Source organism: Flexivirga meconopsidis, from assembly GCF_026162425.1.
Lineage (GTDB): Bacteria > Actinomycetota > Actinomycetes > Actinomycetales > Dermatophilaceae > Flexivirga > Flexivirga meconopsidis.
In genome coordinates this window covers 292,738-312,716 of sequence record NZ_JAOBQJ010000005.1, presented here as the reverse complement: position 1 = coordinate 312,716, position 19,979 = coordinate 292,738, and the positions used below count along the sequence as shown (strand labels likewise).

Annotated in this window: 20 protein-coding genes and 1 tRNA gene; 17 read left to right on the top strand and 4 right to left on the bottom strand. The window is 69.3% G+C overall.

Going from position 1 to position 19,979, the window contains the following annotated elements; all coding sequences use genetic code 11:
• Positions 1 to 24: 24 nt before the first annotated feature.
• The 3 genes from N2M23_RS17965 to N2M23_RS17955 all read right to left on the bottom strand — a co-directional run bounded on the left by N2M23_RS17965 (position 25) and on the right by N2M23_RS17955 (position 2,757).
• A complete protein-coding gene (locus N2M23_RS17965; RefSeq protein WP_265447396.1) occupies positions 25 to 1,338 on the bottom strand; it encodes an FtsX-like permease family protein in 1,314 nt (437 codons plus the stop codon).
• The gene (locus tag N2M23_RS17960) at positions 1,335 to 2,063 is read right to left on the bottom strand and encodes an ABC transporter ATP-binding protein (RefSeq protein ID WP_265447394.1); all 729 of its coding nucleotides are present in this window, start codon (positions 2,061 to 2,063) and stop codon (positions 1,335 to 1,337) included. The genes N2M23_RS17965 and N2M23_RS17960 overlap by 4 nt, the downstream gene beginning before the upstream one ends.
• A gap of 91 nt (positions 2,064 to 2,154) precedes the next feature.
• A complete protein-coding gene (locus N2M23_RS17955) occupies positions 2,155 to 2,757 on the bottom strand; it encodes a TetR/AcrR family transcriptional regulator (protein ID WP_265447392.1) in 603 nt (200 codons plus the stop codon).
• An 85-nt stretch (positions 2,758 to 2,842) separates the two neighbouring features.
• Between N2M23_RS17955 and N2M23_RS17950 the strand changes: the two genes are divergently transcribed.
• From N2M23_RS17950 to N2M23_RS17870, 17 genes are all read left to right on the top strand, one after another.
• A complete protein-coding gene (locus tag N2M23_RS17950) occupies positions 2,843 to 4,435 on the top strand; it encodes an MFS transporter (protein ID WP_265447390.1) in 1,593 nt (530 codons plus the stop codon).
• Complete coding sequence (locus N2M23_RS17945; RefSeq protein WP_425270260.1) at positions 4,389 to 5,045, top strand: TIGR03936 family radical SAM-associated protein; 657 nt, start codon at positions 4,389 to 4,391, stop codon at positions 5,043 to 5,045. Before N2M23_RS17950 ends, N2M23_RS17945 begins: the two co-directional genes overlap by 47 nt.
• 307 nt (positions 5,046 to 5,352) lie before the next feature.
• The gene (locus tag N2M23_RS17940) at positions 5,353 to 7,950 is read left to right on the top strand and encodes an Rne/Rng family ribonuclease (protein ID WP_265447388.1); all 2,598 of its coding nucleotides are present in this window, start codon (positions 5,353 to 5,355) and stop codon (positions 7,948 to 7,950) included.
• A 190-nt stretch (positions 7,951 to 8,140) separates the two neighbouring features.
• On the top strand, positions 8,141 to 8,449 hold the full coding sequence (gene rplU, locus N2M23_RS17935) for a 50S ribosomal protein L21 (RefSeq protein WP_171157235.1): 309 nt from the start codon (positions 8,141 to 8,143) through the stop codon (positions 8,447 to 8,449).
• A 61-nt stretch (positions 8,450 to 8,510) separates the two neighbouring features.
• Entirely contained in the window at positions 8,511 to 8,771 is a 261-nt protein-coding gene (rpmA, locus tag N2M23_RS17930; RefSeq protein ID WP_171156647.1) for a 50S ribosomal protein L27, read from the top strand.
• 97 nt (positions 8,772 to 8,868) lie between these two features.
• On the top strand, positions 8,869 to 10,428 hold the full coding sequence (gene obgE, locus N2M23_RS17925) for a GTPase ObgE (protein ID WP_265447386.1): 1,560 nt from the start codon (positions 8,869 to 8,871) through the stop codon (positions 10,426 to 10,428).
• Between the two features lie 6 nt (positions 10,429 to 10,434).
• Positions 10,435 to 11,574, top strand: coding sequence for a glutamate 5-kinase (gene proB, locus N2M23_RS17920; RefSeq protein ID WP_265447384.1), 1,140 nt, complete (start codon positions 10,435 to 10,437; stop codon positions 11,572 to 11,574).
• 32 nt (positions 11,575 to 11,606) lie between these two features.
• Positions 11,607 to 12,410 (top strand): DedA family protein, encoded by an 804-nt coding sequence (locus N2M23_RS21040; protein ID WP_265447382.1) that lies wholly within the window; start codon positions 11,607 to 11,609, stop codon positions 12,408 to 12,410.
• The gene (locus N2M23_RS17910; RefSeq protein ID WP_265447380.1) at positions 12,407 to 13,228 is read left to right on the top strand and encodes a sugar nucleotide-binding protein; all 822 of its coding nucleotides are present in this window, start codon (positions 12,407 to 12,409) and stop codon (positions 13,226 to 13,228) included. Before N2M23_RS21040 ends, N2M23_RS17910 begins: the two co-directional genes overlap by 4 nt.
• A gap of 185 nt (positions 13,229 to 13,413) precedes the next feature.
• Complete coding sequence (locus N2M23_RS17905) at positions 13,414 to 14,703, top strand: glutamate-5-semialdehyde dehydrogenase (protein WP_265447378.1); 1,290 nt, start codon at positions 13,414 to 13,416, stop codon at positions 14,701 to 14,703.
• A gap of 55 nt (positions 14,704 to 14,758) precedes the next feature.
• The gene (locus N2M23_RS17900) at positions 14,759 to 14,950 is read left to right on the top strand and encodes a hypothetical protein (protein ID WP_265447376.1); all 192 of its coding nucleotides are present in this window, start codon (positions 14,759 to 14,761) and stop codon (positions 14,948 to 14,950) included.
• Complete coding sequence (nadD, locus tag N2M23_RS17895; protein ID WP_265447784.1) at positions 14,947 to 15,558, top strand: nicotinate-nucleotide adenylyltransferase; 612 nt, start codon at positions 14,947 to 14,949, stop codon at positions 15,556 to 15,558. The genes N2M23_RS17900 and nadD overlap by 4 nt, the downstream gene beginning before the upstream one ends.
• Position 15,559: 1 nt before the next feature.
• On the top strand, positions 15,560 to 15,916 hold the full coding sequence (rsfS, locus tag N2M23_RS17890; protein ID WP_171156664.1) for a ribosome silencing factor: 357 nt from the start codon (positions 15,560 to 15,562) through the stop codon (positions 15,914 to 15,916).
• 3 nt (positions 15,917 to 15,919) lie between these two features.
• Positions 15,920 to 16,537 carry a histidine phosphatase family protein gene (locus tag N2M23_RS17885; protein WP_265447373.1) on the top strand — a complete coding sequence of 206 codons (618 nt, stop codon included), beginning with the start codon at positions 15,920 to 15,922 and terminating at the stop codon, positions 16,535 to 16,537.
• A complete protein-coding gene (locus tag N2M23_RS17880; protein WP_265447371.1) occupies positions 16,534 to 17,028 on the top strand; it encodes a PaaI family thioesterase in 495 nt (164 codons plus the stop codon). The genes N2M23_RS17885 and N2M23_RS17880 overlap by 4 nt, the downstream gene beginning before the upstream one ends.
• Before the next feature lie 65 nt (positions 17,029 to 17,093).
• Positions 17,094 to 17,909 (top strand): siderophore-interacting protein, encoded by an 816-nt coding sequence (locus tag N2M23_RS17875; RefSeq protein ID WP_265447369.1) that lies wholly within the window; start codon positions 17,094 to 17,096, stop codon positions 17,907 to 17,909.
• Between the two features lie 84 nt (positions 17,910 to 17,993).
• Positions 17,994 to 18,069, top strand: a tRNA-Ala gene (locus N2M23_RS17870).
• 292 nt (positions 18,070 to 18,361) lie between these two features.
• Here the strand turns inward: N2M23_RS17870 and N2M23_RS17865 are convergent.
• Entirely contained in the window at positions 18,362 to 19,534 is a 1,173-nt protein-coding gene (locus N2M23_RS17865) for a toll/interleukin-1 receptor domain-containing protein (protein ID WP_265447367.1), read from the bottom strand.
• Positions 19,535 to 19,979 lie beyond the last annotated feature (445 nt).

Genomic DNA, 19,979 nt, shown 5'->3' with positions numbered 1-19,979 from the left:
ACCGGTGAACACCTGGTGCTGGCGTCATACCTCTGTGACGGCCTGACGGATCAGCGGCCGGGTCAGCCGCACGGTGCCCAGCATGAGCGCGATGCTCGCGACCACCGAGAGCGCGATCCAGCCCGCTGTCGCCAGGTTCAGGTACTGCGCGAACGGCGCCATCATCACCACCGTGAAACCCGCCGACAACGCCACCGTGATCGCCAGCGGTAGCGAGGTCTCGCGCAGCGCGGCTGCGATCAAGGTCCGGTCCTGCGCGCCGCTGCGGGCGAGCGCGCGCAGCTCGCTTTGGCGATCGATGACCCGGGCGGCCTGGACGACACAGGTGGAGGTGGCCGCCACGATCGCGATGATGCCGACGGTGAGGAGCGAGCCGGTGCGCATGTCCTGGGCAATGAGCTGCTGGGTGCGGTTCATATCGCTGGTGTCGATCGATCCCATTGAGCCGCCGACGCCGGCGACGGTGATCGCCAGACCCATGGATCCGACCGCGCGCCAGGCGTTCTTGGGGTCATCGATGATCCGCCGGGCGGCGAGCAGAGTCGGCGCATGCCGCGCATTGCGGGCGATCAGTCGCCCGGCCAGACCGAGCACGAACGGCCCGACCACGTTGGCGATCGCGACCATGAGCGTCACGATGACCAGGAGTACGGCGACGCCCGCCTGCTGCAGGCTGCTCCCGATGGCGACCCAGACGACGACGGCTGCCATCGTCAGTAGCACCCGGACCACGCTCAGCCCTCGAGGCGTATGGCGGGCAGTCACGCCCAGCGGACTGATCGCGACCCGGCGCAGCCCGATCGCCCCGGACACGACGGCGAGCAGCGTCACGCCGAGCACGACGAGCGGCAACCACCACAGCGGCACCACGAGTTGGCGGTAGCTGAACGCGTGTTCCTCGAAACGGAGGGTCGACAGTGGCACGAGACTCCCGGCATACAGGACGATGCCGATGAGTGAGCCGAGCAGGGCCAGCCGTCCGGACTCCACGAGCGTGATCGCGACGACCTGGGTGCGAGTGGCGCCCGCGAGGCGCAGCGTCGCGAGACGGTGGTCGCGGCGACCGACGGTCAGCCGGGCGGCGACGCCCCCAAGGGTCAGCACCGGCGCGGCGAGCAGGCCGGCAGCGCAGGCCGCGAGCCCGACGTAGGTGTAGGACACGTCGGTCGGGTGGGTCGCGTCGCGCACCTGGAAGCCGTGCAGGCCGGCAAGCGCAATGAGCAGGGCAGCCGTCGCGACCGAGAAGGCAACGATGGCAAGGGTGTTGGGCAACCGGCCGGACGAGTCGGTGGCGCGTTCGATGCGGCGGGCGGTGCGCAGGGCAGGCAGCACGTTCATCGGCGCGCCTCCCCGACGATGCGGCCGTCCTGCATATGCAGCGTGCGGTCGCACCAGCCGGCGACGTTCGCGTCGTGGGTCACGATCAGCAGGGACGCCCCCAGGTGGCGGCTCAGTCCGGTCAGGTGGTGCATCACCTCGCCGCTGGTGTGCTGGTCGAGCGCCCCGGTCGGCTCGTCGGCGAAGACGACTCCCGGCGTGCCGACGAGCGCGCGGGCGATCGCCACCCGTTGCGCCTGGCCGCCGGACAGCTCGCCCGGTCGGCGTCGCTCCAGGCCGCCCAGTCCGAGAGGTGCGAAGAGCGCGGCCGCGCGCGCTTCGGCCTGCCGGCGGTCGGTGCCGCCGAGCAGTAGGGGCAGCGCGACGTTCTCGATCGCGGGCAGCTCCGGGATCAGCTGACCGGACTGGAAGACGAAGCCGAATTCGCTGCGCCGCAACGTGGTTCGAGTGGCGTCGGAGGCGCCGCGCAGGCTGTTGCCGTTCCACACGACGTCCCCCTCGTCGGGTCGGACGATTCCGGCCAGCACGTGCAGCAGGGTCGTCTTGCCGGAGCCCGACGGACCCATGACGGCGACGGACTCACCGGGCGCGACAGCCAGCGAGACCCCGGCGAGCGCGGGCGGACTGTCCTGGACCGACGGCGCGTAGCGCTTCACCAGCCGGTCCCCGAGCAGCGTGCGGTCGGCCGTCGGCGGGGGAGTGAGTGAGTGCAGTTGTTGTGTCATGCCACCACCGTCGCGGCACCGTCGCTACCCGTGGATCGCCCGCGGGTCGCCTCTTGTCTGCGACCGCAGTCGTACGCGGCGGCGACGTGGCTCAGTCCGGCGACGCCGCCCGCGCTCCGCGCAGGTGTATGGCGAGGGACGGCGCCACGATGCGCACGAGTTCGTCGTGCGACGCCTCGGCGTACGCGGGCACCCGCAGCAGGTAGCGCGTCGTCAGCAATCCGGCGGTCGGCACGAGCAGGCCCATCGCCCGCTGGCGGGCGTCGCGGCCGGCCAGATGCCGTTCGATGCGGGCGAGCAGTTCCCGCTCCAGGAATTCATCGAGAGCGCGCCGCGCGACCGGGTCCGCGGCGGCGGCAAGCAGGGTGTGGACCGCGGCAGGCCCGGCCTGCGGGTGGTCCCAGACACGGAGCACGGTGCGCAGGATCCGTTCGGGCCACTGCTCGACGGGTGCGCCGAGCGCCTTCTCGATCTCGTCACCGGGCCGGATCGGCAGAGTCATCGCGGCAGCGAAAAGCCCCTGTTTGGAACCGAAGTGGTAGCTCAGCAGTGCCACGTCGACCTCGGCTGCCGCGGCGATCCGCCGCAGCGAGGTGCGTTCGTAACCGCTCGCCAGGAAGGCCTCGCGGGCAGCGTCCAGGATCCGTTCGCGGGTCTGCGGACGGCCCGGTCGGCGTCCTCGTGACTTATTCATCAGTGTTGAATCTAGCGTCCGTGCGGCCCGAGAGTGACGAGGTCGGCGCAGGTACGCCGGCGTCGAATCCAAGGAGTGACTTCCGATGAACACACACCGTGCCGCGCTCGTCGCGGTCTGCCTCGCGCTCACCGCGGTCGTGTCGGCCGTGTCGTCGCTGATGGTGGCGTTGCCCGACCTGGCCCGCGCAACCGGCGCCACGCAGACCGAACTGTCCTGGATCGTCGACGGATACGCGCTGACCTTCGCCGCGCTGCTGCTGCCGGGCGGCTACCTCGGTGACCGACTGGGCCGTCGTCGGGTGCTGCTCGGCGGCCTGACGCTCTTTGTCGTCGCGACACTGGCAACGGTCGCCACCGAGGCACCCGCGGCACTGATCGGGGTGCGGGTGGCGATGGGCGTCGCGGCCGCACTGGTCATGCCCGCGACCCTGTCCACCATCACCGCGACCTTCCCGGAGGCCGAGCGCATGCGGGGGGTGGCCGTCTGGACCGGGCTCGCCGGCGCGAGCGCCGTGCTCGGCCTGTTGGGCTCCGGGCTGCTGCTCACCTGGTGGTCCTGGCGCTCAATCTTCTTGCTCAGCAGCATGATTGGGTGCATCGCACTGCTTGCGTCATGGCGCAACGTGCCCGAGTCACACGAGCCGCGGACCGGCCGGTTCGACGGAGTCGGTGCCCTGCTCGCTGTCGCCGGGCTCGGCATCGGCGTCTACTCGATCATCGAGGCACCGACCTACGGGTGGTCCGCCGGGCGCACCGTGGGCGGCCTGGTCGCAGGCGCCGTCGTACTCACCGCGTTCGTGCTGTGGGAGCGACGAATCACCGCGCCGTTGCTCGACGTTCGGCTTTTCCGGCACGGCGGGTTCACCGGCGGCACGCTGGCCGTCAGCGCGTTGTTCTTCCTCTTCTTCGGTTTCGTCTTCGTCTTCGTGCAATATCTGCAGTTCGTCCGGGACTGGTCACCGCTGGTCACGGCGTGCGCGGTGCTGCCCCTGGCAGCGGGGCTGATGCCCGGTGCGCGGGTGGCGCCGCACCTCGTTGCACGCTTCGGTCTCCGCCCGCTCTGCGCCGCCGGTATGACGCTGGTCGCGGGGGCGATGTGCGGCCTTGCCGCGCTCGGCGACTCCACCGCCTACTGGCTGATCGCGGTCCTGCTCTGGGTGCTCGGCACCGGCATGGGCTGGACGATGACCCCGGCGACCTCGGCGATCACCGACGCCCTGCCGCGCGAACAGCAGGGCGTCGCCTCCGCCATGAACGACCTGGCCCGCGAGTTCGGCGGCGCGCTCGGGATCGCGGTGCTCGGCAGCATCCTGTCCAGCACCTACCGCGCGCGACTGCGCACGCCTGGACTGCCGCAGCCGGCAGCTGGGAAGGCGCGCGAATCCGTCGCGGCGGCAACGCACTTCGGTGGCTCGGTCGCGCAGTCGGCGCGGGATGCCTTTATGGCAGGCATGCACCACGCGCTCTTCACCGGGGCCGGTGTCGTGGCGCTCTGCGGCGTACTCGTCGTCGCGCTGCTGCGGTCATGGGCGGGGGATGACACCCCACCCCGGCGGCTACGGTTGGCCGGTGGCCAGACAACGCGTGCCGGAAGGCCCGGCTCCCGACCCGGCGGTGCAGAAGCTCCGCGTGCAGTACGCCAAGCGCGGCCGTCTCCGCTTCTCCTCGACCCGTGACTTCCAACGGGCCCTGGAGCGGGCGCTGCGGCGGGCCGACATACCGACGGCGTTCTCCGCGGGGTTCCACCCGCACCCGAAGATCAGCTACGCCAACGCCGCGCCCACCGGCACGGCGAGCGAGGCGGAGTATTTCGAGGTCCAACTGCGCGAACGCCGCGAGCCGGCCGAGGTGCTGACCGCACTCGACGCGGCGCTGCCCGACGGGCTCGACATCCTCGCGGTCGCCGAAGCCGAGCAGGGTGCGCTCGCCGACCGGCTCCAGGGCAGTCGCTGGCGGCTCGACTTCCCGGCGGAGGCAGGGTCGCGGGTGGCCGACGCCGCCGCGCGCCTGCTGGACCTGGACACCGCCGAGGTGTCACGGATGACCAAACGCGGCGAGCGCAGCTTCGACGTGCGCGCCGCGATCGTCGCGCTCACCGCCGACGGCGGCTCACTCGAACTCGTCCTGCGGCACCAGACCCCGCTCGTCCGGCCCGACGACGTGCTCGCCGCGCTGCACCGACACGCCGGGCTGGACGAGGCGACCCGTCCGCTGGTCACGCGGCTCAGCCAGGGCCCCCTGACCGACGCCCAGGGCACGATCGGCAACCCGCTCGAAACCGGTTGACATCCGTGCCGCCGATCGTGTGCGACAATGACACTGGTCGTCGGCATCGCCACAACGTGCCCACGCCCCGTCGATATCCGCACTGGAGCCCGCGAGACTCGCGATCAGCGCAGCGCCGGATCGACGGCGGTCGGCCCAACGGAAGCCGCGCATCTGCCGCGAACCCGGGCCGGGCGTAACAGCCGACTTTGCGTCGCAGGGGCGCCTTTAGGGGGCGCCCGGCAAGCGACGGACTATCCGCGACATGCGGACGTGCAGGCACTGCCTCGTTGTGGGTGCGTTCGCGTGCTGGACCAGAAAGAGGGCCATGGCCCCCCAGGACACCAATCCGTTCCTGGCGCCCGGTGCATCCACCGATGGCGTCGAGGAACCCACTTCGGGCGACACCGCCCAGACCACCGACAGCGCGGACACCGCCCGGACCGCCGAGACCGCCCCGCCAGTCGAGCCCGCCTCGTCGACACCGATGAATTTCGGGCTGCTCTTCCAGGCGCCGGACCCGGAGACCCGCGCACCGCGCCGCGAGCAGGCCGAGCCGATCGACGACGCCGATGACTCGGGCGACTCCGACTCGGATGCGGACTCGGGCACCGACCAGCAGCCGAGCAACCGCTCCCGCCGCCGCGGCGGCCGCGGCCGTCGCAAGGACGACGCCGACAAGGGTGAGGACAACGCCGACGAGCCGAAGGGCAAGGGCGGCCGGAAGAACGCCAAGAAGTCTGACGCCAAGCAGACCGACGACGACTCGGGCGACTCCGCCGACTCGGGCGACTCCGACCAGGACGACGAGCAGTCCGACGGCAGCCGTCGCCGTACCCGCCGGCGCCGCCGCAGCGGCGCCACCAGCGAGGGCGACGACCCGCCCGGCACCGTCACCAAGGTGCGCGAGCCCCGCAAGGACCGTGACGAGGTCACCGCGATCAAGGGCTCGACCCGGCTGGAGGCCAAGAAGCAGCGCCGCCGCGAGGGCCGCGAGGCCGGCCGCCGCCGCACGGTGATCACCGAGGCGGAGTTCCTTGCCCGCCGCGAGAGCGTCGACCGGCAGATGGTGGTGCGCGAGCGCCACGGCCGCACCCAGATCGGCGTGCTCGAGGACGGCGTGCTCGTCGAGCACTACGTCTCCCGCGAGGTGCAGCAGGCCTCGATGGCCGGCAACGTCTACCTCGGCAAGGTGCAGAACGTGCTGCCCAGCATGGAGGCGGCCTTCGTCGACATCGGCCGCGGCCGCAATGCCGTGCTGTATGCCGGTGAGGTCAACTGGGACGCCGCGGGCCTCGAGAACGGCCAGGCCAAGCGCATCGAGAACGCGCTGAAGTCCGGCGACACCGTGCTGGTGCAAGTGACCAAGGACCCGATCGGGCACAAGGGCGCCCGGCTGACCAGCCAGGTGTCGCTGCCCGGCCGTTTCCTGGTCTACGTGCCCGGCAACTCGATGACCGGCATCTCCCGCAAGCTGCCCGACACCGAGCGGGCCCGGCTGAAGAAGATCCTCAAGGAGGTCGTCCCGGCCGATGCGGGCGTCATCGTGCGCACCGCCGCCGAGGGCGCGAGCGAGGCGGACCTGCGCGCCGACGTCGAGCGGCTGCAGGCGCAGTGGGAGCAGATCCAGGCCGACGCCAAGACCGCGGGCGCCCCGAGTCTGCTGCACGGCGAGCCCGACCTGACCGTCCGCGTCATCCGCGACGTCTTCAACGAGGACTTCAGCAAACTGGTCGTGCAGGGCGACGGCGTCTGGAAGCAGGTCGAGGGTTACGTCACCTCGGTCGCGCCCGACCTGGCCGAGCGCCTGGAGAAGTGGACCGGTGAGCAGGACGTCTTCACCGTGCACCGGATCGACGAGCAGCTCGCCAAGGCGCTGGACCGCAAGGTGTGGCTGCCGAGCGGCGGTTCGCTGATCATCGACCGCACCGAGGCCATGACGGTCATCGACGTCAACACCGGCAAGTTCGTCGGGTCCGGCGGCAACCTCGAGGAGACCGTCACCAAGAACAACCTGGAGGCGGCCGAGGAGATCGTCCGTCAGCTGCGGTTGCGCGACATCGGCGGCATCATCGTGGTCGACTTCATCGACATGGTGCTGGAGTCCAACCGCGACCTGGTCGTCCGCCGGCTCCTGGAGTGCCTGGGCCGCGACCGCACCAAGCACCAGGTCGCCGAGGTCACCTCGCTCGGCCTGGTGCAGATGACCCGCAAGCGGGTCGGCTCCGGTCTGCTCGAGGTCTTCTCCGAGCCGTGCGAGCACTGCGGCGGCCGCGGGATCATCGTGCACACCGACCCGGTCGACAAGCCCTCCGGTGGCGGCAACGGCGGTGGCGGCAACTCCGGCGGCAACGGCAAGTCACGCAAGGGCCGGGGCAAGAAGCAACAGGACGAGCGGGCCGTGCCCAGCGGTCCGACCGCCGCCCAGATCGCCGCCGCGGCCCACGCCGCGGCCGTCTCGGCCGACAAGCACGACCAGGGCACCGACGGGGCCGACGGCACCGACGGCACCCGGGAGCACGACGCGACGTCCGACACGATCGCCGCCGAGGCCATCGACCGGCCCGACCTCGCGGTGACCGGCCGAGCCGGCAGTCAGCGCAACGCGGCGCAGGAGACGGACCGGGCGCAAGCCGAGCAGGAGGCTGCGAGCGAGCCCGATGAGTCGGCCGAGCAGCCCGCACCCAAGCTGACCGGCCGGGCCCGGCGCCGGCGGGCGACCGCCGCGGCCGGCAGTGCGCCGCACGTGGACACCCCGGCCGCCCCGGCTCCGGTGACGGTGACCGCCGCGGCAGCCGAGAACTCCGCGGACGCCGGTCACGAGCCGGAGCCCGTGCAACCGGTTGCTACGACCGCCGCGCCCAAGCGCAAGAAGCGCACCCGCGTGGTGGCTCCGGCCGGCCCGCCGACCGGCGACGACGCCTGAACCCCCTCCCGGGCCGTATGGCGTGAGCAAACCCGCACGCCATACGGCTCCGACGATTTGGAGCGCGCCGAGCGCGACCGGTAAACTCGTGCCTCGGTGTGCCCACCGAGCGGGCGTCCCGGTTTCCCCGGGGTAGCTGCCCGCCGGTCAATCCATCAAGAGCGCACTCATGACGAAAGAGAGTTCCAACGTGTACGCGATTGTTCGCGCAGGCGGCCGCCAGGAGAAGGTCTCCGTCGGCGACATCCTGACCATCGACAAAGTGACCGTCGCCCCGGGCGACAGCATCGAGCTGAAGCCGCTGCTGATCGTGGACGGCGCGACCGTGACCTCCGACGCCGGCAAGCTGGCGAAGGTCACCGTGAAGGCCGAGGTCATGAAGGCCACCAAGGGCCCGAAGATCACGATCATGAAGTACAAGAACAAGACCGGTTACCGCAAGCGGCAGGGTCACCGTCAGCCGCTGACCCAGGTCAAGGTCACCGCAATCGACGCCTAAGCCTCGCGCTTCGGCTCTCGCGTCCCACACCAGCACACTCTCAAGCAAAGGCACTAAAGACATGGCACACAAGAAGGGTGCGTCCTCGACCCGCAACGGTCGTGACTCCAACTCCCAGCGCCTCGGCGTGAAGCGCTTCGGCGGCCAGCTGGTCGGCGCCGGCGAGATCATCGTCCGCCAGCGCGGCACGCACTTCCACCCCGGTGAGGGCGTCGGCCGCGGCGGCGACGACACGCTGTTCGCACTGCGCGACGGTGCCGTCGAGTTCGGCGCGAAGCGCGGTCGCAAGACCGTCAACGTCGTCGAGGTCGAGCAGGCCTGACGCCGCACGGCGCGCACGTCGCAACCCAAAGGGGTGGGTCCCAACCGGTGACCCGCCCCTTTCGGCGTACACATCTGAACCAGTAGGAGAAACCCCCGTGGCAACCAATTTCGTCGACCGCGTCGTGCTGCACGTGCGCGGTGGCAACGGCGGCCACGGCGTCGCATCGGTGCATCGCGAGAAGTTCAAGCCGCTCGGCGGCCCCGACGGCGGCAACGGCGGGCACGGCGGCAACGTCGTGCTCGAAGTCGACCCGCAGTCGACCACGTTGCTCGAATACCACCGCAGCCCACACCGCGCGGCGCCCAACGGGCGACCGGGTGCGGGCGACGAGAAGAACGGCGCCGACGGCGCCGACCTGGTGCTGCCGGTCCCCGAGGGCACCGTCGTCAAGGACGCCCGTGGTGACGTGCTCGCCGACCTGGTCGGTGCCGGCACGACGTATGTCGCAGCGGCCGGCGGCCGCGGTGGTCTCGGCAACAAGGCGCTGGCGTCCCCGCGCCGCAAGGCTCCCGGCTTCGCGCTGCTCGGCGAGCCCGGCGACGAGCACGACATCACCCTCGAGCTGAAGACCCTCGCCGACGTGGCGCTGATCGGTTTCCCGTCGGCCGGCAAGTCCAGCCTGGTGTCGGCGATGTCCGCCGCCCGGCCCAAGATCGCCGACTACCCGTTTACCACGCTGGTGCCCAATCTCGGTGTGGTCACTGCTGGTTCGCAGCGTTACACGATCGCCGACGTGCCGGGCCTCATCCCGGGCGCGAGCGAGGGCAAGGGTCTTGGCCTGGAGTTCCTGCGGCACGTCGAGCGCTGCTCGGTGCTGGTGCACGTGATCGACTGCGCCACCCTCGAGGCCGGCCGCGACCCGATGACCGACCTGGAGGTCATCGAGCAGGAGCTGTCGCAGTATGTCGCCGACGACACCCTCGGCGGCAAACCGCTGTCCGATCGCACCCGCGTCGTGGTGCTCAACAAGGCCGACGTGCCCGACGCGCGCGAGCTCGCCGAGCTGGTCAAGCCCGACCTGGAGGCACGCGGCCTCGAGGTGCACATCGTCTCCGCGGTGGCCCACGAGGGCCTGCGGGAGCTGAGCTTCTCGCTCGCCAAGCATGTGGACCAGGCGCGCGCCGAGATCGAGATCGCCACCGCGCCGCAGCGGATCGTGTTGCGCCCCAAGGCGGTTGACGACTCCGGCTTCCACATCCGCAAGGAGAAGCACGGCGACGAGACGATCTTCCGGATCATCGGCGAACGTCCCACTCGCTGGGTGCGGCAGACCGACTTCGCCAACGACGAGGCCGTCGGCTACCTCGCCGACCGGCTGAACCGTCTCGGTGTCGAGGAGGAGCTCTTCAAGTCCGGGGCGGTGCCCGGCTCCACCGTGCTCATCGGCCCGGACGACAACGCCGTCGTCTTCGACTGGGAGCCCACCATGGCCACCGGCGCCGAGCTGCTCGGCCCACGCGGCACCGACCTGCGGCTGGACGAGTCCGGTCGGGCGACGCGTGCGGAGAAGCGCGAGCAGTTCCACCAGCGCAAGGACGCCCAACGGGAGGCCCGCGAGGAGCTGCAGGCCGAGCGCAAGGCAGGACTGTGGACCGACCGCGACCCGGTCGAGGTTGCCACGCAGGACCTGCCCGACGACGCCGGCGACGCCTGACCGGTGATGACAGCTCAGCTGCGGGCCGGCATTGCGGCGGCCGAGACCGTTGTGGTCAAGGTGGGTTCGAGTTCGCTGACCGATCCCGAGGGAGGTCTTTCCACCGACCGCCTCGCGGCCCTCGTCGACGCGCTCGCGACCCGCCGGCTGGCCGGCAGCAACGTCATCCTGGTGTCCTCCGGGGCGATCGCGGCGGGCATGGTGCCGCTCGGCTTGCGCCGCAGGCCGCGCGATCTGGCAACCCAGCAGGCCGCCGCGAGTGTGGGCCAGGGGGCGCTGCTTGCGTCATACAGCACCGAGTTCGGGCGGCACGGCCTGACCACCGGGCAGGTGCTGCTGACCGCCGACGACGTCACCCGGCGCGGGCACTACCTCAACGCGCGCCGCACCATTGAGCGGCTGCTCGCGCTCGGCGTCGTGCCGGTGATCAACGAGAACGACACCGTCGCGACCCATGAGATCCGCTTCGGCGACAACGACCGCCTCGCCGCGCTCGTCGCGCACCTGATCGACGCCCGGGCGCTCGTGCTGCTCTCCGACGTTGATGCGCTGTATGACGCGCCGCCCTCGCACCCCGGCGCCCGGCGCATCGACACGGTCACCGACCATGCGCAGCTCGACGGAGTCGACATCGGCGGCACCGGCTCACACGTCGGCACCGGCGGCATGATCACCAAGATCGAGGCCGCCCAGATCGCCACCTCGGCCGGCGTCCCGACGGTGCTGACCGCCGCCGACCGGGCGGGAGCTGCGCTCGCCGGGGAAGACGTCGGCACGGTGTTCGCGCCGACCAAGACCCGGCCGAGCGCGCGGCAGCTGTGGCTGCGCTACGCGACCTCCCCACAGGGGCGGTTGCTGCTCGACCCGGGGGCGGTCGAGGCTGTGACGCGGCGCGGAAAATCGTTGCTGCCTGCTGGGATTCGTCAGGTGGCCGGGCACTTCGTGGCCGGTGACGCCGTTGACCTGATCGACGAGTCCGGCCGCGCGGTCGCCCGCGGGCTGGTCAACTACGACTCCAAGGAGCTGCCCGAGCTGCTCGGCCGCAGCACGCACGACCTGGCTCGTGACCTCGGCCCGGCATACGAACGCGAAGTGATCCACCGCGATCACCTCGCCGTGCTCGACCGGGTCCGGGACCGACGATGAAATTTGCCCTCAGATGAACGAGGATTGACCACGTGAGCACAGCAGGGGAGCCCGTGCGGCCGGTCGCCGGCGAGCCAGGCAAGGTCGACCTGGACAAGGTGGCCGACACCGCGGACAGCACCGAGCAGCCGCCCACCAAGGAGTGGTGGGACGACCCGCGCATGCCCTGGAAGGGCAAGCCGGGCAAGGCCGAGTTGTGGTGCATCGGGTTGATCATCGCCACCGGCATCTACGGGTTGTTCGCACTCTTCTTGCGCGGGGTGATCCTCGGGGCGTTCACGGCGCCGACCCGTGACTACGTGCTCGCCGCGGTCACTGGCTCCAACATCGCAATGGTCGACATCGGCGCGTTCATGCGGGTCGGGCAGTCGCAACCGTTCTGGTGGGCGGCCGTCATCGCCGCGTCGCTGACCTCGATCAAGTTCGACTGGCTGTGGTGGTGGGCCGGGCGACTCTGGGGCCGCGGCGTCATCGACATGATCGCCGCCCGCTCTAGATGGGCCGGCCGCACCGCGCGCTACGCCGAGGGCATCGCCCGCAAGTTCGGCGGCCCGGCGGTCTTCCTGGTCTGGTTCATCCCGTTCCTGCCGAGCTCGATCGTCTACGCCTTCGTCGGCGATGCCCGGATGAGCCTGCGCAAGTTCCTGCTGATCGACTTCGCTGCCGGTTTAGTCTATCGCGGTCTGTGGATGTACGCCGGTTACCAACTGGGCGAGCCGGCAAAGGACCTGGTCGACAAGCTGGCCAGCTACAGCAAGTGGATCACCATCGCGGGCCTTGTCGTGGTCTTCCTCGGCGTCTACCGGCAGCAACGCCGGATGGCCGCCGAGCAGTGAGGCTGCTGGTCACCGGCGGCGCCGGGCTGCTCGGCAGCGAGGTGGTCGCCCAGGCGCTCGCGCGCGGTGACGAGGTCCTGGCCACGACCTCGCGGGTGCCGGGGCTCAAGGTGGCCGGCGGGGTCCGCTGGCAGCATCTGGACATTCGCGACCGTGATGGGTGCTTGCGCGTGCTGCGCGAAGCGGCACCGGACGTGGTGGTGCACACGGCATACAACTATCGGGACTGGACCACCACCGCCGACGGTGCGGCCCACGTGGCGCTGGCGGCGACCGCCGTCGGCGCGCACCTGGTGCACGTGTCCAGCGATGCGCTCTTCTCCGGCCGCCGCCCGTCGTATGACGAGAGCTGCGCCCCGGACCCGATCACCGCCTACGGCGCGGCGAAGGCGGCCGCGGAGACCGCCGTGCGCGCCGTCGCGCCCACCGCGACCATCGCCCGCAGCAGCCTCGTGCTCGGACCGGGGTCGCCGATGGAGAAGCTGGTGCACGACCTGATCGGCGGCGCCGACGGCGTGCTCTTCGCCGACGACGTGCGCTGCCCGGTGCACCGATGCGACTCCGCGGCCGCGCTGCTCGAGCTCGCGGACGCCCGCGCGACCGGGCTGTTCCACTGCGGCGGCGCCGATGCCGTCAGCCGGGTCGAACTCGGTGAGCTCATTGCCGCCCGCGACGGTCTCGACCTCACCGGGGTGCGGACCGGCTCCCGTCGCGACCTGCCCGAGCCCGGACCGATGCAGGTCCGCCTCGACTCGCGCCGCACGCAGGCCGGTCTGCGCACCCGGCTGCGCGGCGCGCGGGAGTTCCTCGCGCCGTAGGGCCGCGCCTCGCGCCCGGCGGCAGCGGCCGCGACAAAAGTCGACCCTCGGCATACGGACACGCCGCGATCAGCGGCGACACCGGCGCGTCGCTATGCCGAGGGTCGAGAAATGCTCGGGATCCGGTATGCCGAGGGTCGAGAAACGAGCGGGGCCGCTCGCACGCGCCGTTTAGGCTGGATCCCATGACCACGCTCGATCAGCCGGTGCTCACCGATGCCCGCAGCCGGGTCGACGCGGCCGGCCGAGCCGGGCGGCGCGCCGCCAAGCAGCTCGCCCTGCTCACCCGGGCCGACAAGGACGCCGCGCTCGCCGCGCTGGCCGACGCCCTGGTCGCCGCGACCGAGCGCATCGTCGCCGCGAACGAGGCGGACCTGCTGCGCGGCCGCGAGGCCGGTATGCCGCAGGGCCTGCAGGACCGGCTCACGCTGACCCCCGAGCGCATCGCCGACATCGCCGGTGCCCTGCGCGCGCTCGCGGCGCTGCCGGACCCGGTCGGTGACGTGGTGCGCGGCTCGACCCTTGCCAACGGGTTGCATCTGCGGCAGGTGCGGGTGCCGATGGGCGTGGTCGGGATGGTCTACGAATCGCGGCCCAACGTGACCGTCGACGCCGCCGGGCTCGGTCTCAAGAGCGGCAACGCGATGATCCTGCGGGGCGGTTCGGCGGCCGCCGACACCAACCGGGTAATCGTCGACGAGCTGCGCAAAGCCCTTGACAAGCAAGGCATTTCGCCGGACGCGGTGCAGTTGCTCGACGGCGGCCACGAGGACGTCGACGCGCTGATCACCGCCCGCGGACTGGTCGACCTGGTCATCCCGCGCGGCAGCGATCGGCTCATCCAGGCCGTCGTGCAGGGCGCGACCGTGCCGGTCATCGAGACCGGCGTCGGCAACGTGCACGTCTACGTCGACTCCGCCGCCGACCTGCAGCAGGCGCTCGCCATCGCGCTCAACGCCAAGACCCACCGCCCCAGCGTCTGCAACGCCGCCGAGTCACTGCTGGTGCACCGCGACGTTGCCGACACCTTCCTGCCGCAGATGTATGACGCGCTGCGCGACGCCGGCGTGCGGTTGCACACCGACGAGCAGGCGAGTGCCATCGCGGAGCGGGCCGGCACGGCATACGAGCAGGCGACCGAGCGCGACTTCGCCACCGAATACCTCGACCTCGACGTGAGCGTCGGGGTGGTGGACGACCTGGCGGCCGCGATCGAGCACATCGACCGCTACGGGTCGGGTCACACCGAGGTGATCGTGACGCAGGACCGGGCGGCGGCACGGCAGTTCCAGGCGCAGGTCGACGCTGCGGTCGTGATGGTCAACGCGTCGTCCCGTTTCACCGACGGCGGCGAGTTCGGCTTCGGCGCCGAGATCGGCATCTCCACCCAGAAGCTGCACGCGCGCGGGCCGATGGGGCTGCAGGAGCTGACCAGCACCAAGTGGCTCGTCGACGGGGACGGTCAGGTGCGATAAGAGGTGCGGTGAGGCGCGGTGAGCGGCGCCCGTCATACCCGATAGGCTGCCCCGCATGAAGTCGTCCCTGGTCAACCTCGCAGCGGAGTCCAGCGTGCCCAAGCTGGAGGAGAACAACCTGCCGATGCCGCACATCGTCTACGGCATCATCGCGATGGCCGTGTTCCTTGCGCTGCTGGGTGTGCTGTGGTCGTTCCGCAACACCGCCGCCAAGACCGCCTCGCCCGACGGGAAGTCGGAGCACTGACCACCCGCCTGGGGGTGATGGGCGGCACCTTCGATCCCATCCACCACGGCCACCTGGTCGCGGCGAGCGAGGTGCAGGCCCGGCTCGGCCTCGACGAGGTCGTCTTCGTCCCCACCGGACAGCCGTGGCAGAAGGCCGGGCGTGACGTCACGCCGGCCGAGCACCGTTACCTGATGACGGTCATCGCCACCGCATCCAACCCGCGCTTCACGGTGAGCCGGGTCGACATCGACCGGCCCGGCCCGACCTACACGCTCGACACCCTCACCGATCTGCACCGGCAGCGGCCGGACACCGAGATGTTCTTCATCACCGGTGCCGACGCGCTGGCCCAGATCCTCTCCTGGCGGGGCGTGGACCAGATGTGGCCGCTCGCCAACTTCATCGGCGTCACCCGGCCCGGGCACGAACTGTCCGACAAGGGCCTGCCACGCGACCGGGTCAAGCTCATGGAGGTGCCGGCGATGGCGATCAGCTCGACCGACGTGCGTCGCCGGGTCGCCGAGGGGCAACCGGTCTGGTACCTCGTGCCCGACGGTGTCGTGCAATACATCGGCAAGTATCAGCTCTACCGGCCCAAGGCCGAGACCGCAAAGGAAGACGTCTGACGTGGCAGCCACCACCCGCGCCATCGACCTCGCCAAGGCGGCGGCCGTAGCCGCCGAGGACAAACTGGCGACCTCGGTGATCGCGATCGACGTCAGCGACCAGCTGGCGCTCACCGACGTCTTCGTGGTCGCCGCCGGCGCCAACGACCGCCAGGTCAGCGCGATCGTCGACGCGGTCGAGGAGCGGCTGCATTCGTTGGGGGCCAAGCCGATTCGCCGAGAGGGCCAGCGCGAGGGACGCTGGGTGCTGCTCGACTTCGGCGACATCGTGGTGCACGTCCAGCACGAGGAGGAGCGCGAGTTCTACGCGCTCGACCGGCTGTGGCGCGACTGCCCGGTGATCGACCTGGAGGCATAGCCCGTGACCGACGCGCCGCGCCGATTGCTCGTATGGCGACACGGGGAGACCACCTACAACGCCGCCGGGCGCTGGCAGGGGCAGTTCGACGCGCCGCTGTCCGAGCGCGGTCGCGAGCAAGCTGCCAACGCCGCGAAACTCCTTGCGGCATACGGGCCTTCGCGGATCGTGGCCAGTGACTTGTCGCGCGCGGCGGACACGGGTCAGGCGCTCGCCGACGAGGCGGGTATCCCGATCTCTTTCGACAAGCGCTTCCGTGAGGTCGACGTCGGCGACTGGTCGGGGCTGACCAGCGCGGAGGTGCGGGCCCGCACCGGCAACCTACTGGACCGCATCGACGCCGGCGAGGACCTGCGGCGCGGCGGCACCGGGGAGACGATCAGCGAGCTCGCGGCCCGGGTCGAGCAGGGCGCGCTCGAGGTGGCGGCGCAGCTGGAGCCGGGGGAGACCGTCGTGATCGCCTGCCACGGGATGACATCCCGGACGCTGTGCGCGGCGCTCGTCGGGATGCCGCAGTATGTCGCCTGGACGAGCCTGCAAGGCATGAGCAACTGCCACTGGGCGGCGCTGCAGGAGCACGGCACCGGCTGGCGGATCGCCGGATGGAACCTGCCGCGATGAGCCGCACGAGGACGTCGCGCTTCGGCGAGCGCCGCCGCATCCCGCCGCAGTGGCTGGCGCGGGCGCTCAGCATCTACCCGCCGTTGCTGGGTGCGGGGATCCGGGTGGTGGAGTTTTCCGACGACTGGACCGTATGCCGCACCCGGTTGCGCCTGACCCGCTGGAACCGCAACCAGCAGGGCACCGCGTTCGGCGGCTCGATCGGCTCGATGTCCGACGCGTTCTTCGCGATCCTGCTGATGAACCAGCTCGGTCCGGGCTACTACGTGTGGGACGCCAAGGCCGAGATCGACTACCGCAGTCCCGGCACGTCGACGGTCTACGGTCGCTTCGAGGTGCCGCGGGAGACCGCCGAGGCGATCCGTGCCAAGGCCGAGTCGGGCAGCAAGGTGCTGCAGTGGTTCGAAACCGACCTGCTGCTGCGCGACGGCACCGTGGTCGCGCACGTGCGCCGGCAGGTCTACATCCGCAAGAAGCCCGAGGGCCGCTGACCCGGTTTTTGCTGCCAGGCCTCGGCGGATAGAGTTAGGTATACCTAACTTCAGGAGCTGACGTCATGGCACGCACCCCGCAGGACTTCCACGTCGTGGAGACCGTTTCGCTCAGCCCGCACTTCGTGCGGGTGTGGCTCTCCGGAGACGGCTTCGACGCGGTCGCCGCACGGCGCCATACGGACTCGTATGTGAAGCTCGTGTTCCTGGCTCCCGGCTTCGACTACCCGAAGCCGCTCGACCTGGACGTGGTGCGGGACAGCTTCCCGCCGGAGGCGCAGCCGGTGCTGCGCACCTACACGGTGCAGCAGGTGGATGACGAAAACCGGCGTATCGCAATCGATTTCGTGGTCCATGGTGACGAAGGTGTCGCGGGTCCGTGGGCGCTGGCGGCCAAGCCGGGCGATCCGGTCACGGTGCTCGGCCCGGGCGGCGCATACAGCCCGCAGGCCGAGGTCGACTTCCACCTCTTCGTCGGTGACGAGACCGCGCTGCCGGCGATCAGCGCCGCGCTGCGCGCGCTGCCGGGGAGTGCGAGGGGCGCGATCTACGTCGAGACCGGGGACGCCGCCGACGAGCTCGACCTGGACCGTCCGGAGGGTGTTTCGCTGACCTGGGTGCGGCGGGTGGGGGAGGACCACTCGGCGCTCTATGACGCGGTCACGAGCGCGCCCTGGCCGGCCGGTGTCGTGCAGGTCTTCGTGCACGGCGAAGCGGAGGTCACGATGAAGCAGCTGCGGCCCTACCTGCGCAAGGACCGCGGTGTCCCGGCCGACCTGGCTTCGATCTCCGGCTACTGGCGGCACGGCCGCACCGAGGAGGGCTTCCGCCGCTGGAAGCGCGACCTCAAGCAGGCCGAGGAGGCGGCACCCGTCGCGTGACCCCGCAGCCCCCACCCGATTTGGTGGAGTCGGGTCCGGCTGGCTAGAGTATGTCGGTCGCCGCAGGTCGGCGATCACCCACTAGGGGCTATGGCGCAGTTGGTAGCGCGCCTCCATGGCATGGAGGAGGTCAGGGGTTCGAATCCCCTTAGCTCCACCAGTAGATCGTCTTTCACACCCGCGTCGGAACGGACGCGCGTGAGAAGGGCGATCTTTTGGTTTCGGGTTGGCGCGTGCGCCACGGCACGTCGTCGCGTGGTCTGGTTCGGGCCATCAGGGAATCGTGCTACGCGCCCCGGGCGCTTCCAGAACGTGCCGACGCGTCGTTATCGCCTCTGGTCCGACTGGTTACTTGGTAACAACCGTGGCTGCGCGCGCAGTGTCGCTCGTTATTCGTGTTCCGCAGCAGCGTGTGTTTCAAGGCCCGTCCGCGGCGTGCTGTCGGAACACGGTTACTCGCTAGACGCAGGTTTGAGTGTGTCTATAGCTTCTCGCCATGTCGACAAGATCGCTATGGCGTCGTTGATATTGAGTATTCCTTTGCGGGCTGGGCGGACCGACTTTCTGATGGTAGCGCTTAATGCTTCTGGCGTTTTCATGGCGGTTAGTAGGTCTTCCAGCTGCTGCGCCACCGATGGCAATCCGTCAAGGCTGCCGACTCCCTCGTCTAGTTGGGTGTAGATGGTGCTGATAAAATCTTCGGATTCGGAGGCGCGGGCTAGGTTGACGATTCTTCTAAGTGTCCTGTCGGCCTCACGTGTATGATTGAGCATAGACTGGCCGTTCTCCTCGATCTTTAGGGAAGGATCACGTAGTGAGGCAGCGACCCGGACGAAGTATTTCGAGGCCACTGCGGGAGACGATCCTAGGTTCGCCGGCTGGGGCGGAATCTGGCCAAGGGAACCTAGATTTTCACCTAGGTTGGTCGCATCTGTCGTCAGTAGCTCCATCTGTTCACCTATTTGAGTCGTTAGTTCTAAAAAATCATCTTCATCCTCAAGTTCATCAAGTTGTGTACTCCCGCTAGAAGGAGCACTTGACTTCGCCGATTCCGTGTCGGGCAATGAAGCGTCGGCCTGGGCATACTCCAAGCTTGCCAAGGCATCTTCGTTCTTGGCAACCACGTCGATGATTCGGGTCGCCAGCTTAAGAAGAACTTGGCGGAATTCCGCGGAATCAGTTCCATCGACCCACGCTTGTTGAAAGTCGGCCGCTTGGTGTGCCCTAACGTAGTCTGAGACTTCATCATCACCCTCAGGCAACAACGAGCTGAACCCGAGCAATACCACTGGGAGCAGTAGCCCTGGCACATGGAGTTGGGTTGCGCGGTCTCGAAACAAGAGAAATTCTTCACGGCACGCTTCGCGCTGGGTATAGTGCGCGGTATAAACGGCGATGAAGACTAGGGACGAACGAACGCCGTTTTCGATCTTGTCTTGCCAGTTCTCACCCAGAGGTATTGATTCTCTGTCTAAAAAGATCTCCGCTTTCCGCCCCGTAGTAGCGACAATTAGCTGCGAGAGCGTGCTTCGCAGCGGCTCGATAAAATGAAAGTTCTTATCGTCCTCCTTTGCATAGCTCAGGAAGATCTGAATCGGTGGAAGCTCGAGACTCTTGGGTGACATGCACTAATACTAGCGCGATCTAACGACTATGCCATTATGTCCGGTGTTAGGTATCAGCTGCCGGAGTAGGGGATTTCTCAGTTACTTCGGTCATGCCTGACGCTGGATGCCACGCCTTACCAGCAAACGCTATGTGGAATATCGCGAACAGCTTATGCAAGTGCTGGTTCTTGACCCCGATGCGTTGTTCGGCCTGCGGCGATCGGATCTTGAGGCCCTGGTTTGACCGTTTTGCACTGACGTCTAGCTCACTCGATGAGAGTGAGCTAATGTCGCATCGACGACGTGTCAGTACTCGATATCGATGGCTTCCGCAGCTTGCAGGCAGAGCAGGACCGTCTGCTGAACGAGCGTCTCGGACGTCAGTGATGATCCCTAGTCAGAACTGCGGCAATGGGCCGATGCGACGGTGTGAAAGTCGTCGAACCAGCTCCACTCCTGAGTT